Below are 15,668 nucleotides of genomic sequence, written 5' to 3'. Positions count from 1 at the left end.
GACCTGTGAGAACATAAAAACTATATTTTTAAGGAGGATTTTTTCATGAAGAAGAAATTATTGGCAATGGTACTGGCAGCAGCGACTGCAATGACAATGTTGGCAGGCTGCGGCGGTGACGACAAGGCGGCAGGCACCAAGGACAACAAAGAAGCGTCTGCAGATGCAGGGGAGAAAAAAGAAGAGTCCAAAGAACTGGACAAGGTAAAAGTGGCTTATATGCCGAATTACGCTTCCTTATGGGTTGTTACCACAGCGAGAGAAAAAGGATTTTTTGAAGAAGAAGGCATTGAAGTAGAACTGACAAAGTTTGATGACGGTCCTACAGAAATTGCAGCTATGGAATCCGGTTCTATGGACGTGGCTTATATCGGCCCTGGCGCTCATACACTGGCAATTCAGGGAAATGTAGACGTATTCTGCTTCCAGCAGTTGGGTGATGCAGACTGCGTGATGGGGCTGAAATCCCACGGTGTAAATTCCCTGGAAGACTTAAAGGGTAAAAAAGTAGCGTATGCTTCCGGTACATCTTCTGAGACAATTTTGCTTCGCGCTCTGAACTCTGTAGGGCTTACTATGGACGATATTGAACCATACAACATGGAAGTTACCAACATGCCAAGTGCCATGATTTCCGGTTCCATTGACGCCTGTGCTCCATGGTCACCGAACACAAAGGTTATCACGGATGAGTTAGGCGATGACGCACAGATTTTCGTAAGCAACGCAGACTTCTCTGACATTGCAGCAGACCCGGCAAGCTGGGTATGTATGCCGGAATATGCAGAGAAGAACAAAGACCTGCTGGTAAGATACACAAGAGCATTGTATAAAGCCATGGACTTCGGTGCAAAAGAAGAAAACTTTGAAGAAGTTGCCGGATATGTGGCAGATGAAACAAAAACAGATGTAGAAACGGCTATGGGTCAGACAACAGACGGTGCATGGATTACTTCCGAAGAACTGTTGAAAGAAGTTGGTGACGGAACCGTTGCAGGATACTATGAAATTCAGCAGAAAAACTTCCTGGATGCAGGAAAGATAAAAGAAGAAGTTCCGGTTGAGGACTATGTACTGTTTGACATTATGGAAGAGGCAGGAAAATAAGCTTCCAAACTTGTCAGGTGCAGCTGTAGGAAAAACAGAGGATTGAAAATTGGGGGAGGGGCTGCCGCGTTTGTTGTATACAGAAAATTACAGAAAGCGGCAGCCCCTGTTTTTTGTCATATGGAAAACACGTTTTTCCCTGTGCCAAAGAACTTCCCGAAATATGGAAAAGAAAAATTCTGTGTTTCAAAGGGAACTCCAAATTTTATAGAAGATTGAGAAAGGAAAAGAAGCATGGCAGAGAATTTACTGATTGTACATGGAGGCGGGCCTACGGCAGTTTTAAACGCTTCTCTGTACGGGGCAATCAAAGAAGCAAAAAAATACGGAAAGCTGGAACATATTTACGGAGCTGAAAATGGAACGGGAGGTGTTCTGGAAGAGCATTTTCTTGCATTAGAAAATGTGCCGGAAGAAAAGCTGGAACTGCTTCTGCAGACTCCAGGAACTGCCATTGGAACGTCCAGAGACCCTATCTGGCAGGAAGACTATGAAAAAATGGCAGATATTCTGGTAAAGAGAGAGATAAAATATGTGCTCTTTAATGGAGGCAACGGTACGATGGATACTTGCGGGAAACTGCATAAAACCTGTCAGGCCAGAAATCTGGATATCCGTGTTATGGGGATTCCCAAGACTACAGATAACGATATTGCGGTGACAGACCACAGTCCCGGTTTTGGAAGTGCAGCCCGCTATATTGCAGCCTGTACGGAAGAATTGTGTGCGGATGTGCGTTCCCTGCCAATTCATGTAGTGGTGATGGAGGCTTCCGGTAGAAATGCAGGCTGGATTACGGCAGCCAGTGCGCTGGCCGGGGAGAAAGGATACGGACCGGATTTGATTTACCTTCCGGAGCGTCCTTTTGATGAAGAACAGTTTATAAAAGATGTGGAAAATAGGCTGAAAGAGAAAAGCGGCATTGTGGTAGTGGCCAGTGAAGGGCTCACAGACAAAGAGGGAAACCCCATTGTCAAACCGGTTTTTAAAACAGAACGGGCTACGTATTTCGGAGATGTGAGTTCTCATCTGGCTAACCTGGTGATTCAGAAGCTGGGGTATAAAGCCAGAGGAGAAAAACCGGGGCTTCTGGGCCGGGCATCCATTGGTCTGCAAAGTCCGGTGGACTGTCAGGAAGCGCAGCTTGCGGGAGAAACAGCATGCCGGGCTGCCCTTGATGGAGAGTCCGGGAAGATGGTGGCATTTAAACGGACTTCAGAAAATCCATATCACATAGAAGCGTTTCTGGTGGATATTGATGAGGTTATGATGTATGAGAGGACCATGCCGGAGGAATTTATCAATGAAGAGGGCAATGGTGTGACCGGGGCCTTTCTGGACTGGTGCAGACCTCTTATCGGAGAAGAACTTCCGGATATGGTATCGTTTAACGGATTTTATGGAAAAAAGTAAAAGCGTGTTTCGTTCGGTTTGAAAAGGGAAACACAGAAAGGAAAAAAGATGAAACATATTTATCTGAATTTAAAGAGATTTGATGTGCCTGCAGAGTTGGGCGGTGTAAACCGGATTGCGGATGTTCGGGAATGGGGCAGTTATATAGTAAAGGAAACACAGGAAAAGCTGAAACCTTATGCAAAAGAGGATGTGGAGTTTGCTATGTTTTTCCCTGAAATTCACCTGTTCTCCGCTATTGGGGCAAAGACAGAAGAAAGTCCGGTTCAGGTGGGCTGTCAGGGAGTATTCCGGAATGACGTACAGCCCGGTGGAAACTTCGGGGCCTTTACAACCGGAAGACCGGCAGCAGCGATGAAAGCGGCGGGCTGTGAAGCCGTGATTATCGGACACTGTGAGGAACGGAACAACTTAAATGGGATTCTGGCAGAAGCCGGATGTAAAGATACCAAAGCCGTGAACCGTATTTTGAATCAGGAAATCAAATGCGCGGTAGCTCAGGGGCTGAAAGTTCTGTACTGTATTGGGGAAAAGAGCGAAGAACAAGAGCAGTGGCAGGAAGTTTTGGGAGAGCAGTTGGAAATCGGACTGCAGGATGTGGATAAATCCATGGTAACCATTGCCTATGAACCGGTTTGGTCCATTGGACCGGGCAAAACTCCGGCAGATAAAGAATATATCACGAAGATTGCCAGATTTGTCAAAGAAAAGACAGCGGGCATGGATATGGTATACGGAGGCGGGCTGAAGCAGGACAATGCAGCCATGCTGGCTTCTATACCGGAAATCGACGGCGGACTCATTGCTCTTACCAGATTTCAGGGTGAAATAGGTTACTATCCGGAAGAATATCTGGAAATCATCGGTCTTTATATGAATGCATAAAATCAGGAGGAATAAGGTTATGAAATTAGAATTTGAATACGGACAGGGAACTATGGCAGCAGAACTGCCGGATAACACAGACATTTTTATTCCGGGTGAAACGGTAAAAGACCCGGACTACATACCGGAAGACAAATTAAGAGACGCTTATCTCACAAGTTTGGCGCATCCCATCGGCATGCCTACACTGACAGAACTGGCTCATAAGGGCAGCACCGTTACCTTTGTAGTTCCGGACCGAGTAAAAGGCGGGGAACAGGCGACCAGCCACAGAAAACTGAGTATCAAATATATTTTGGAAGAACTCTATGCAGCAGGTGTGGAAAAGAAAGATATTTTATTCATTATCTCAAACGGTCTGCACCCAAGAAGTAAGGAATCTGACGCAAAGGCTATTTTCGGAGAAGAATTGTTCCATGAATTCTGGCACACAGGACAAATTATCAGCCACGACAGCGAAGACCAGGAGCATATGGTGAATCTGGGAACCACCAGAAGAGGGGACCCGGTTTACATGAATAAATATGTATATGAATGTGATATTCCGATTCTGATTGGTCATGTACAGGGAAATCCTTATGGCGGATATTCCGGTGGATACAAACACAGCGCAACCGGTATTACAAACTGGAAGAGCATTGCCAGCCACCATGTTCCGTCCGTTATGCACAGAAAAGACTTTACTCCTGTAAACGGAGGCAGTCTTATGAGAACGAAATTTGATGAGATTTCCATGCATATGGAAGAGAAAATGGGACATCCATTCTTCTGCTGTGACGCAGTCCTGGATACAAATTCCAGACAGATTGCGATTTATTCCGGTTATGCAAAAGAAATGATGCCGGAAAGCTGGAAACTGGCTGACAAGAGGACTTATGTACACTGGGCAGAGAAGAAATACGATGTTCTGGTATTTGGTATGCCGCAGAAATTCCATTACGGGGACGGCATGGGAACAAACCCGATTATGATGATGCAGGCTTTAAGCGCACAGGTACTGCGTTACAAACGTGTCATGAGTGATAACTGTGTTATCATCTGTTCTTCTCTGTGCAACGGCTTTTTCCATGATGAACTGTGGCCGTATTTGAGAGAAATGTATGATGTTTTCCAGCATGATTACATGAACACACTGCCGGATGTGAACCGCTATGGCGAGTATTTTGCTACAAACGAAGAGTATATCCGGAAATACCGTTTTACAAATGCGTTCCATCCATTCCATGGCTTTAGTATGATTTCCTGCGGACATATTGCAGAAATGAATACCAGTGCGATTTACATTGTAGGCGCACAGGAACCTGGTTATGCAAGGGGCATGGGACTGAAAACAAGAGCCACCTTTGAAGAAGCTCTGGAGGATGCCAAGAAGAAATTTGTTGGGGAAACTCCGAATATTCTGGCCCTGCCTCTGACCTTCAAAAAATCGGCAGTTCATCTCTGTATGAAAAATCCGGAAGAGGACTGTATGGATGCTTACGGACACTGTCATCCTTGCATGGGTTGAGAAAAGGCAGAGAGAAAGGGATAAAATAGGATAAATAATAGAAAGTGGGTTGTCTTTTATCGCTATGTGGAAAATTGTAAAATTTTGCAGCGTGGTTGGGGACAGCCTGCTTTTCGTTTATTTGCGGAAGAAGCAGTTGGGGAAACGGGGAAATCCAAGGAGGAAAAAGGAATGTTGAATTTAAAAATAGAAGACAAAAATCCCAATATCAAGCAGGAATTAAAGGAGTATATGGAAGGAAAAAGAAGCGTTCTGAATCAGATTCTGGAGGGCGAAACAGATTATAAAGATTCGCTGGGCTGGTTTCATACAGCAGAATGGGCAGATGTGGAACAGACAGAAAGGATTCAGAAGCTGGCCGATGAAATCCGGGAAGAGGCAGACGTTTTTGTAATCGTGGGAGTGGGAGGCTCCAATAATGCGGCCCGTTCCGTCATCGAAGCCATTCAGACAGACCGTAAAGTAGAAATTGTGTATGCAGGCCATACACTGTCACCTTATGCGTTAAATCAAATGCTGAAAAGTCTGGAGGGAAAATCCGTTTATATCGATTGCATTGCCAAGAACTTTGAAACATTGGAGCCGGGGGCTTCCTTCCGTATCCTGCGGAAATTTTTGTATGAAAGGTATGGAGAACAGGCAGGGAAAAGAATGATAGCAACCGGCACAAGGGGAAGTTCTCTGGAAAAACTCTGCAAAAAACACGGATACACGTTTCTGGAATTTCCGCAAAATGTAGGGGGACGTTTTTCTGCTGTGACCAGCGTGGGGCTGCTTCCCATGGCTGTGGCGGGAATTGATATGAAAAGTCTGGTAAGAGGCGCTGCCGATATGGAAAAACAGCTTCACAAAGGGGGAAGTGAGGAAAATCCGGCTTATGAGTATGCCTGTCTTCGGAATATGTATTATGAAAAAGGGTATAAGCTGGAAATGCTGGCAGGCTTTGAACCTCAACTTCGGTGGTTTTATAAATGGTGGGTGCAGCTTTTCGGGGAAACGGAAGGCAAAGAAAACAAAGGGCTTTTCCCTGTGGCGGCAGAATTCTGCGAGGAACTGCATGCAGTGGGGCAGTATATTCAGGACGGAGCGCCGCTGATGTTTGAGACGTTTCTGGATGTACAGGAGCAGAACGCGTCCTTGTATGCCGAACAAGACCGGGTGGAGGATGGATTTGATTACCTCAACGGGAAAGATTTCTGGGATATGAATAAGGCCTCTTTCCATGCTACGGTAAAAGCGCACAGAGAAAAGCTTCCATGCCTTATCCTGGAGATTGAGAAACTGGATGCTTACCACTTCGGACAGTTGTTTTACTTCTTTTTGTTCGCCTGCTATGTGTCGGCCAGGATTCTGGAAGTGAATCCCTTTGACCAGCCGGGGGTAGAGGCGTATAAGAAGTGGATGTTTGAGGCATTGGGGAAATAAAAAAGAGGGTGAGAAACCATCACCCTCCAGGTTGTTATTCAATCACCTTCAGCCAACCTTCCGGTGCCTCCAGTTTCCCCATCTGAATACCGGTCAGTGTTTCGTAAAGTTTCTGTGTCACCGGTCCCATGGCTTCCATGCCGCTTGGGAAGCAGATTTCTTTTCCGTGGTCTACGATTTTTCCCACCGGAGAAATAACGGCGGCTGTACCGCACAAACCACATTCTGAGAAATCCTTTAATTCATCCAGGAATACCTCCCGTTCTTCCACTTCCAGTCCAAGGTATTCTTTTGCTACATACATAAGAGAGCGGCGGGTAATGGAAGGAAGAATACTGTCGGATTTCGGTGTGACAACTTTTCCGTCTTTTGTAATAAACAGGAAGTTGGCGCCGCCTGTTTCTTCGACTTTTGTTCTGGTAGCTGCGTCCAGATACATGTTTTCATCATATCCCTGCTGATGGGCATCCACAATTGCATGCAGACTCATAGCATAATTAAGGCCGGCTTTGATGTGTCCGGTTCCGTGTGGGGCAGCCCGGTCAAAATCACTGACGCGGATGGTCAGAGGTTTCACACCGCCTTTGAAATACGGTCCTACCGGGGTGGTAAAGATACGGAACTGATATTCGTCTGCAGGTTTCACTCCAATAACAGGATTGCTGCCGAACATATAGGGGCGGATGTATAAGGTTGCGCCTGAGCCGTAAGGAGGAACATAAGCGGCATTTGCCTTTATGGTTTTTACAACAGCCTCAACAAAACGGTCTTCCGGAAATACCGGCATTTCCAGTCTTCTGGCAGAATCTGCCATACGGCTGGCATTTAAGTCCGGGCGGAAGGTAACAATGCGTCCATCCTGTGTAGTGTAAGCTTTCATTCCTTCAAATATGGTCTGGGCGTACTGCAGGACGCCGGCACATTCGCTGATGACTACTTTGTCATCCTGCGTCATTTTTCCTTCATCCCATTTTCCGTCTTTAAAGTCAGATACGAAACGATAATCGGTTTTTACATAGCCAAATCCCAGATTAGACCAGTCAATGTTCTTTTTCTCCATGTCCATTTCCTCCATTCTGCCGCAGAATGCGGTATGTAATTTTTTATCATTAATTAATTTTTTACCATTATAAAACTTTAACGTGTGAATTGCAAGAGAAGTTCCGTTGCTTTTTTGGATTCTTTCATATATAATTTAAGGGAGTGAAAAGAACAGAGTTTTAAATAGAAAATTGGGACGCAAAAAATAGGATGCGGACTGAGAGTGAGGAGTGAAGGATATGTCTGGAAATGACTGGAATAATTTGGGGAGAGATGTGAAAAATATTGTGCAGAATGCCATTGATACAGGAGACTTCGGCAGACTGAACCGGGACTTGGGACAGACTCTGGAGAGCGCATTGGGAAATGTGGCACAAAGTATGAAAAATGCAGGAAATATGGCCGGGCAGTACCGTTATCGGGGACAGCAGGGAATGAATCAGCCATACGGGCAGGATAAAGAGCCGAAACCGTACGGGCCGGGGAATGGGTATAGTACCAATTACAGGTATCGGCCCTTTGGACACTACAGAAGCCCTGCGTCATCTGAGCGAGTGAAGGAAGCCAGAGAAGAGTTTGCCTTATTTGTCAATACGGGAAGTGCAAAAGCCATGGGGATTTTGCTTACGACATTGGGAATTGCATTGACCATTATGTTTGGGGCGACTGCAGCGGGATTTATCATTGCATCTCTGTTTGTGCATACAGTTGCGGTAAAACTGGGGACTATCCTGGCTGTTTTTGGGACAGCTACTGCACTGAGTCTGATTATGGCGGTTTGCGGTAACCATTTGAGAAAGAAGATTAAACGATTCCGCACTTATGTGAAAACCCTCAATGGGAAACCTTATGGAAGCATCAGAGAGTTGGCAAAAAGCGTAAGAAAGTCGGAGAAATTTGTCCGCAGAGATTTGAAAAAAATGATTAATAAGCGCATGTTTTTAGAGGGGCATCTGGATGCTAAAGGCACTTGTCTGATTGCCAGTGACGAAGCTTATGAGCAGTATGTGAAAACAGAAGAAAATGCCAGAGAGTTAAAGAAACAAGAAAAAAAATCTCCCAGACAGCAGCTTTCTGAGGAAGTGAAAAAGGTTATCGAAGAGGGTGACCGTTATATCGAAGAAATCCGCAGAAGCAATGACGCTATTCCAGGCGTGGAAATTTCCAACAAAATTTATCATATGGAAAATGTAATTCTCCGGATTTTCCAGAGAGTAGAACAACATCCGGAGCTGATTCAGGATTTACATAAGTTTATGGATTATTATCTTCCTACCACAGTAAAACTTCTGAATGCTTACGAGGAACTGGACAAGCAGAGTCTGGAAGGCGAAAACATTAAAACGGCCAAGAGGGAAATTGAAAATACACTGGATACCATTAACGTAGCGTTTGAAAATCTTCTGGACAGTTTTTATAAAGAAACAGCCTGGGATGTTTCTGCCGACATTTCGGTATTGAAAACCATGCTGGCACAGGAAGGGCTTACGGAAGAAAAAAATTTTCAGAGAAAGGAATCATAGAAGATGAGCGAAGAATTAAAGGATTTTACGGTGACACCCACCCTGACTTTTGAACCTTTAAAAGAGGAGGCACCGGTTGCAGAAGTGAAGAAGGAAGAGCCCACAGAGCCAAAGATGGACGACAGTATTCTGTCACCGGAAGAGCGAAAGATGGTAGATGACTTTGCCAAACAGATTGATATCCGCAATTCAACTGCTATTTTACAGTATGGCGCAGGCACACAGAAGAAAATGGCGGATTTTTCGGAGGATGCGCTGGACAAAGTGCGCACCAAGGATTTGGGCGAAGTGGGCGATTTGCTGGAAGATGTGGTGACAGAACTGAAAAACTTTGATGCGGAAGAAGAGCGCAAAGGTATTATGGGATTCTTCAAAAAGGGAGCCAACAAACTGGAATCCATGAAAAACAAGTATGCCAAAGCGGAGACCAATGTGAATAAAATCGTGGAAACTCTGGAAAAACATCAGATTCAGCTTATGAAAGACGCAGCGATTATGGATAGGATGTATGCCTTAAACTTAAACTACTTTAAGGAATTATCCATGTATATTCTGGCAGGAAAACAGAAGCTGGAAGAAATCCGCGCCACAGAACTGCCCCAGCTTATGAGCAAAGCCCAGATCAGTGGTCTGCCGGAGGACGCCCAGGCGGCAAAGGATTTGGACTCTCTCTGCGACCGGTTTGAAAAGAAAATTCACGACCTGGAACTGACCAGGATGATTGCCATTCAGACAGCACCGCAGATTCGTCTGGTACAGGGAAATGATACGCTGATGGCAGAAAAAATACAGTCCACCATTGTCAATACTATCCCCCTGTGGAAGAGCCAGATGGTGATTGCCCTTGGAGTGGCACATTCTACGGAAGCGGCAAGAGCCCAGAGAGAAGTGACAGATATGACCAATGCTCTGCTGCAGAAAAATGCAGAGACTCTGAAGCTGGCTACTGTGGAAGCGGCGAAAGAATCCGAGCGCGGTATTGTAGATATTGAAACTCTGCAGAAGACCAATGAATCCTTAATCAGTACCTTTGATGAGGTTATGAGTATTCAAAAGGAAGGACGGGAAAAGAGAAGAGCTGCAGAAGCGGAAATCTACCGTCTGGAGGGAGAATTAAAACAGAAATTACTGCAGATTAATCATTAAGGAGGAAGGCAGTATGTATCGGGACAACACAAAGGTCATTGCTATCGGGAACCGGAAAATCGGTGGCGGGAATCCTATTTTGATTCAGTCCATGACCAACACACCTACCGAAGATGTAGAGGCAACGGTAAACCAGATATTAGAACTGGAGGCCGCAGGCTGCGAGATTATCCGCTGTACCGTGCCTACTCTGGAAGCGGCAAAAGCTGTTAAAGAAATTAAAAAACAGATACACATTCCACTGGTGGCAGACATTCATTTCGATTATAAAATGGCTCTTGCAGCCATGGAAAACGGGGCGGATAAGATTCGGATTAATCCGGGAAATATCGGCAAAAAAGAAAAAATCAAGGCGGTAGTGGATACGGCAAAAGAAAGGAATATCCCTATCCGTGTAGGAGTAAACAGCGGGTCGTTGGAAAAAGAACTGGTGGAAAAATATCATGGTGTCACAGCAGAAGGCTTGGTGGAAAGCGCGCTGGATAAAGTGAAAATCATAGAGGATTTGGGCTATGACAATCTGGTTATCAGCATTAAATCCTCGGATGTTCTGATGTGTGTAAAAGCCCATGAACTTTTGGCAAAAGAAACCTGCTATCCTCTGCATGTGGGAATTACAGAGGCGGGAACTTTGTATTCCGGAAATATAAAGTCTGCTGTGGGACTGGGCATTATTTTGTATCAGGGAATCGGAGATACGATTCGGGTATCGCTTACGGGCAGTCCGGTAGAGGAAATTAAGTCTGCCAAGCGGATTTTAAAGACGCTGAACCTGCGAAAAGGCGGTGTGGAAGTGGTTTCCTGTCCCACCTGCGGAAGAACAAAAATTGATTTGATTGGACTGGCCAATCAGGTGGAAAACATGGTGCAGGAATTTCCTCTGGACATTAAGGTGGCCGTTATGGGCTGCGTGGTTAATGGACCGGGGGAGGCAAAGGAAGCGGACATTGGAATTGCCGGAGGCAAAGGAGAGGGCCTTTTAATAAAGAAAGGCGAAATCATCCGAAAGGTACCGGAAGAAGAACTGCTTTTTACTTTGCGGGAAGAACTTGCAAATTGGAAATAAAGATGGAGGCAATGCGGTTATGGAAAAGGAATTTCTGGATGTGTTCCGGAATCTGGAATTAAACGGAGAACTGAAAGCCCTGTTGGAAGAGGTTGTGGTAATAAAGGTATCCGTGAACCAGAGAAAGGACCATATTCGGGTTTATATCCGAAGCCGGCAGTGGATTCATAAAAAGTATATCTACGCACTGGAGAGAGCCATTGCGTCCCAGTGTTTCAGGGGAGTTCCCATGGAGGTTAAGGTGTTGGAGAAATTTACACTTTCCAGCCAGTATACGCCCCAATTATTCTTTGAAGCGTATCAGTCTTCCATGGGACTGGAACTAAAAAATTACAGCATTCTGGTCTTTAATATGTTCCGGAATGCTGTTATTACGTTTCCGGAAACCAATACCATGCATATGCTTTTGCAGTCCACAGTACTGGCAAGAAGTAAAGAAGAAGAACTGATTCACTATATGGAAAAGGTGTTCTGTGAGCGGTGTGAATTTTCTCTGAAAGTGGAAGCCGAATATCAGGAAGCAAAGGAAAGCAGATTCCGAAAGAACAGTGATATTCGCATTGCGCAGGAGGCTGCGCATATTATAGAAATGTCAACTCTTGGAAAAGGAAAAGAAGAGGCGGAGAATACGGCAGAGGAACGAAAAGAAGAAGTAAAAAATACAGAAAAGAAGAGTGCAAAACAGGTTGGCAGCGGAGAGAAAACACCCAGAACTAAGGGGAAAAACGAGAAGTTTTCCTCTGATTTCAGACGGAGTGTCAAGCGCTCGGATAATCCGGATGTATTGTACGGAAGAGACTTCGAGGATGAGGCGCTTCCTTTAGAAACCGTGCAGACAGAGATGGGAGAGGTGTGTATCCGCGGTCAGATTATGAGCCTGGAGAAGCGGGAAATCCGCAACGAAAAGACCATCATTATCTTTTCTATTACGGATTTTACGGATTCCATTACGGTAAAAATGTTTGCCCGCAACGATCAGGTAGAGGAGATTACCGAAGGGGTAAAAGAAAAAGCCTTTGTAAAATTAAAGGGAATTACCACCATAGACCGCTTTGACAGTGAGCTGACCATTGGCTCTGTAGTGGGGATTAAAAAGATTGCCAGTTTTGGAACTGTGCGCTCCGATAATTATCCACAAAAGCGTGTAGAGCTGCACTGCCACACTAAAATGAGCGATATGGACGGTGTTTCTGACGCAAAGTCTATTATTAAGAGAGCGTATGAGTGGGGACATAAGGCCATTGCCATTACGGACCATGGAGTGGTACAGGCTTTCCCTGAAGCCAATCACTGTTTTGACGCCTGGGGCGGCGTAGTGCCGCAGGATTCGGACTTTAAGGTGATTTACGGTGTGGAGGCTTACCTGGTGGATGATTTGAAAGGAATTGTCCAGAAAAGTCAGGGGCAGAGCCTGGACGCTCCTTATGTGGTCTTTGATATCGAGACCACCGGTTTTTCTGCCATGAAGGACAAAATCATTGAAATCGGTGCGGTTAAGGTGGTAAACGGAAACATTACCGAGCGGTTTTCCGAGTTTGTGAATCCGGAAATTCCCATTCCTTTTCGCATTGAGCAGTTAACCAGCATTAATGACAGTATGGTGGCAGAGGCTCCTACCATTGATGTGATTCTTCCCCGTTTCGAGGAGTTCTGCAGGGGCTGTGTGATGGTGGCTCACAACGCAGAATTCGATATGAGTTTTATTAAGAAAAATTATGAGGATTTGGGGATAGAGAGAGAGGATACCATTGTGGATACCGTGGGAATGGCTCGTTTTCTGCTGCCTCAGTTAAATCGTTTTAAGCTGGATACTGTGGCAAAGGCCGTGGGAGTTTCTTTGGAACATCACCACAGAGCCGTGGATGACGCAGCATGTACGGCTGAAATTTTTGTGAAATTTCTTCAGATGTGCAGGGAAAGAGATATTTTCAATCTGGATGAGTTAAATGAAAAAGGTGCGGTTTCCGTGAATTCTATTCAGAAAATGCCTACCTATCACGCCATTATTCTGGCGAAAAATGATATTGGAAGGGTGAATCTGTACCACTTGATTTCGGATTCTCACCTGGTTTATTATCACAGGCGTCCCCGTGTGCCCAAAAGCCTGTTTTTGAAGTACCGGGAGGGATTGATTATTGGTTCAGCCTGTGAAGCAGGGGAACTGTATCAGGCCGTATTAAACGGCAGACCGGAGGCGGAAATTGCCCGATTAGTGAATTTTTATGATTATCTGGAGATTCAGCCGCTGGGCAACAATGCCTTTATGATTCGCAGCGAGGACCGTTCCGACATTACTTGTGAAGAGGATTTGCAGGAGATTAATCGAAAGATTGTGAAGCTGGGAGAAGCCTTTAATAAACCGGTGGTGGGAACCTGTGATGTGCATTTTCTGGACCCGGGAGATGAGGTGTACCGGAGAATTATTATGGCTGGGAAAGGTTTTGATGATGCAGATGACCAGGCTCCGCTGTACCTGCGTACAACAGAGGAAATGTTGGAAGAATTTTCTTATCTGGGGCGGGAAAAGGCAGAGGAAATTGTCATTACCAACCCGAACAAAATTGCAGATATGGTGGAGAAAATTTCTCCTATTCACAAAGGAAAATGTCCGCCGGTGATTGAAAATTCGGATAATATGCTGCGGGAAATCTGTTACAATAAAGCCCATGAAATCTACGGGGACAATCTTCCAAAAGCCGTGGAGGAGCGTTTGGAAAGAGAACTGAATTCTATTATTTCAAACGGATATGCGGTTATGTATATGATTGCGCAGAAGCTGGTATGGAAGAGCAACAGCGACGGTTATCTGGTAGGCTCCCGAGGCTCGGTAGGCTCTTCTTTTGCGGCAACCATGTCGGGAATTACAGAGGTAAATCCTTTAAGCCCTCATTATTATTGCGCGAAATGCCATTACTCGGACTTCGATTCTGAGGAAGTGCGGGCTTATTCGGGAAGAGCGGGCTGCGACATGCCAGATAAGAAGTGTCCGGTGTGTGGAGAGCCTCTGATTAAAGAGGGATTTGACATTCCTTTTGAAACCTTCCTGGGATTTAAAGGAGATAAGGAACCGGATATTGACTTGAACTTTTCCGGGGATTATCAGGGAAAAGCCCACCGCTATGTAGAGGTTATTTTCGGCGCAGGACAGACTTTTAAGGCGGGAACAATCGGTACGCTGGCAGAGAAAACAGCTTTCGGATATGTGAAAAAATATTATGAGGAACGGGGGCAGAGAAAGCGTTACTGCGAGATTAACCGGATTGTGCAGGGGTGCACCGGTATCCGCCGTACCACAGGGCAGCACCCGGGAGGAATCATTGTTCTTCCCATCGGCTGGGATATCGAAGAATTCACTCCGGTACAGCACCCGGCTAATGATATGAACAGCGACATTATTACCACCCATTTTGATTATCACTCCATTGATTCCAATTTGCTGAAGCTGGATATTCTGGGGCACGATGATCCTACCATGATTCGTATGTTAGAAGACCTTACGGGAATTAATGCCAGGGAAATTCCGCTGGATTCCAAGGAGGTTATGTCTCTGTTTAAGAGTACAGATGCCCTTGGAGTTACCCCGGCAGATATCCGCGGCTGTCCTCTTGGCTGTCTGGGGATTCCGGAGTTTGGCACCGATTTTGCCATGCAGATGTTAATTGACGCCAACCCCACTTCTTTTTCGGATTTAGTGCGTATTTCCGGTCTTTCCCATGGTACGGATGTGTGGCTAGGGAATGCGCAGGATTTGATTAAATCCGGTACAGCAACCATTACCACTTGTATCTGTACCCGAGATGATATCATGATTTATCTTATCAATAAGGGCCTGGAACACGGGCAGGCTTTCACCATTATGGAGAGTGTCCGTAAAGGGAAAGGTTTGAAGCCGGAATGGGAAGAAGAGATGAAAAAGCATGATGTTCCGGACTGGTATATTGCTTCCTGTAAAAAGATTAAATACATGTTCCCAAAAGCCCATGCAGCGGCTTACGTTATGATGGGCTGGCGTATTGCCTACTGTAAAATTTTTCATCCGTTGGCATATTATGCGGCGTATTTCAGTATACGCGCTACGGCATTTTCCTATGAAATCATGTGCCAGGGAAAGGAAAAACTGGAGTATTTTATGGATGATTATGAGCGGAGAAAGGATACGCTCAGCAAGAAAGAGCAGGATACCTATAAAGACATGAAAATTGTGCAGGAGATGTATGCAAGAGGATTTGAGTTTGTGCCTATTGATATTTATAAAGCCAATGCGCATACCTTCCAGATAAAAGGGGATAAGTTGATGCCTGCGCTGGATACCATTGAAGGATTGGGGGACAGAGCCGCCGACGCTGTGGTGGCTGCGGCAGAAGAGGGAGAATTTTTGTCTCTGGATGACTTCCGAAACCGGACAAAGGTGACGGCTTCTACGATTGACTTGATGAATGATTTGGGCCTGTTTGGGAAACTGCCACAGTCTAATCAGATGTCGCTGTTTGATTTTCAATAAAGAAGAACGTTTTGGCAAACGGATAGAGTATCTGTCGAAACAGAAAAATTTTGT

The 15,668-nt window shown here is 45.3% G+C and carries 10 protein-coding genes; 9 read left to right on the top strand and 1 reads right to left on the bottom strand.

Translation table 11 applies throughout. The features are described from left to right. The first annotated feature begins 45 nt into the window (after positions 1 to 45). The 5 genes from WBS51_RS03270 (at position 46) to WBS51_RS03250 (ending at position 6,337) form a co-directional block, all read left to right on the top strand. Positions 46 to 1,107 (top strand): ABC transporter substrate-binding protein, encoded by a 1,062-nt coding sequence (locus WBS51_RS03270; RefSeq protein ID WP_291683203.1) that lies wholly within the window; start codon positions 46 to 48, stop codon positions 1,105 to 1,107. A 234-nt stretch (positions 1,108 to 1,341) separates the two neighbouring features. Further along, positions 1,342 to 2,520, top strand: coding sequence for a diphosphate--fructose-6-phosphate 1-phosphotransferase (locus tag WBS51_RS03265; RefSeq protein WP_173748622.1), 1,179 nt, complete (start codon positions 1,342 to 1,344; stop codon positions 2,518 to 2,520). Positions 2,521 to 2,568: 48 nt separating this feature from the next. Beyond that, positions 2,569 to 3,405 carry a triose-phosphate isomerase family protein gene (locus WBS51_RS03260; protein ID WP_173748620.1) on the top strand — a complete coding sequence of 279 codons (837 nt, stop codon included), beginning with the start codon at positions 2,569 to 2,571 and terminating at the stop codon, positions 3,403 to 3,405. Positions 3,406 to 3,424: 19 nt separating this feature from the next. Next, on the top strand, positions 3,425 to 4,912 hold the full coding sequence (locus WBS51_RS03255) for a lactate racemase domain-containing protein (RefSeq protein ID WP_173748618.1): 1,488 nt from the start codon (positions 3,425 to 3,427) through the stop codon (positions 4,910 to 4,912). A 171-nt stretch (positions 4,913 to 5,083) separates the two neighbouring features. Beyond that, positions 5,084 to 6,337 (top strand): glucose-6-phosphate isomerase, encoded by a 1,254-nt coding sequence (locus WBS51_RS03250; RefSeq protein ID WP_173748616.1) that lies wholly within the window; start codon positions 5,084 to 5,086, stop codon positions 6,335 to 6,337. A 34-nt stretch (positions 6,338 to 6,371) separates the two neighbouring features. Here WBS51_RS03250 and WBS51_RS03245 read toward each other — a convergent pair whose 3' ends face one another. Further along, complete coding sequence (locus tag WBS51_RS03245; protein ID WP_173748614.1) at positions 6,372 to 7,397, bottom strand: branched-chain amino acid aminotransferase; 1,026 nt, start codon at positions 7,395 to 7,397, stop codon at positions 6,372 to 6,374. A 220-nt stretch (positions 7,398 to 7,617) separates the two neighbouring features. On the opposite strand from WBS51_RS03245, the gene WBS51_RS03240 reads away from it, so the two are divergent. The 4 genes from WBS51_RS03240 to WBS51_RS03225 are packed head-to-tail and all read left to right on the top strand — an operon-like array spanning position 7,618 to position 15,614. Next, a complete protein-coding gene (locus WBS51_RS03240; protein ID WP_291683205.1) occupies positions 7,618 to 8,901 on the top strand; it encodes a 5-bromo-4-chloroindolyl phosphate hydrolysis family protein in 1,284 nt (427 codons plus the stop codon). A gap of 3 nt (positions 8,902 to 8,904) precedes the next feature. Continuing rightward, on the top strand, positions 8,905 to 10,047 hold the full coding sequence (locus tag WBS51_RS03235) for a toxic anion resistance protein (protein ID WP_173748610.1): 1,143 nt from the start codon (positions 8,905 to 8,907) through the stop codon (positions 10,045 to 10,047). A gap of 13 nt (positions 10,048 to 10,060) precedes the next feature. Next, a complete protein-coding gene (ispG, locus tag WBS51_RS03230) occupies positions 10,061 to 11,113 on the top strand; it encodes a flavodoxin-dependent (E)-4-hydroxy-3-methylbut-2-enyl-diphosphate synthase (RefSeq protein WP_173748608.1) in 1,053 nt (350 codons plus the stop codon). A gap of 19 nt (positions 11,114 to 11,132) precedes the next feature. Beyond that, positions 11,133 to 15,614, top strand: coding sequence for a PolC-type DNA polymerase III (locus WBS51_RS03225; protein ID WP_294459216.1), 4,482 nt, complete (start codon positions 11,133 to 11,135; stop codon positions 15,612 to 15,614). Positions 15,615 to 15,668: the final 54 nt, after the last annotated feature.

Origin of the sequence: Blautia acetica, from assembly GCF_038739805.1 — a bacterium.
Classification (GTDB): Bacteria; Bacillota; Clostridia; order Lachnospirales; family Lachnospiraceae; genus Blautia.
The sequence above is the reverse complement of the archived record's forward strand: the minus strand, read 5'-3'. Positions and strand labels throughout refer to the sequence as shown.

What these genes read in the sequence shown, in the direction of transcription:
- WBS51_RS03270 (WP_291683203.1), top strand. Translation starts at nt 46, where the DNA reads ATGAAGAAGAAATTATTGGCAATGGTACTGGCAGCAGCGACTGCAATG.
- WBS51_RS03265 (WP_173748622.1), top strand. Translation starts at nt 1,342, where the DNA reads ATGGCAGAGAATTTACTGATTGTACATGGAGGCGGGCCTACGGCAGTT.
- WBS51_RS03260 (WP_173748620.1), top strand. Translation starts at nt 2,569, where the DNA reads ATGAAACATATTTATCTGAATTTAAAGAGATTTGATGTGCCTGCAGAG.
- WBS51_RS03255 (WP_173748618.1), top strand. Translation starts at nt 3,425, where the DNA reads ATGAAATTAGAATTTGAATACGGACAGGGAACTATGGCAGCAGAACTG.
- WBS51_RS03250 (WP_173748616.1), top strand. Translation starts at nt 5,084, where the DNA reads ATGTTGAATTTAAAAATAGAAGACAAAAATCCCAATATCAAGCAGGAA.
- WBS51_RS03245 (WP_173748614.1), bottom strand. Translation starts at nt 7,397, where the DNA reads ATGGAGAAAAAGAACATTGACTGGTCTAATCTGGGATTTGGCTATGTA.
- WBS51_RS03240 (WP_291683205.1), top strand. Translation starts at nt 7,618, where the DNA reads ATGTCTGGAAATGACTGGAATAATTTGGGGAGAGATGTGAAAAATATT.
- WBS51_RS03235 (WP_173748610.1), top strand. Translation starts at nt 8,905, where the DNA reads ATGAGCGAAGAATTAAAGGATTTTACGGTGACACCCACCCTGACTTTT.
- ispG (WP_173748608.1), top strand. Translation starts at nt 10,061, where the DNA reads ATGTATCGGGACAACACAAAGGTCATTGCTATCGGGAACCGGAAAATC.
- WBS51_RS03225 (WP_294459216.1), top strand. Translation starts at nt 11,133, where the DNA reads ATGGAAAAGGAATTTCTGGATGTGTTCCGGAATCTGGAATTAAACGGA.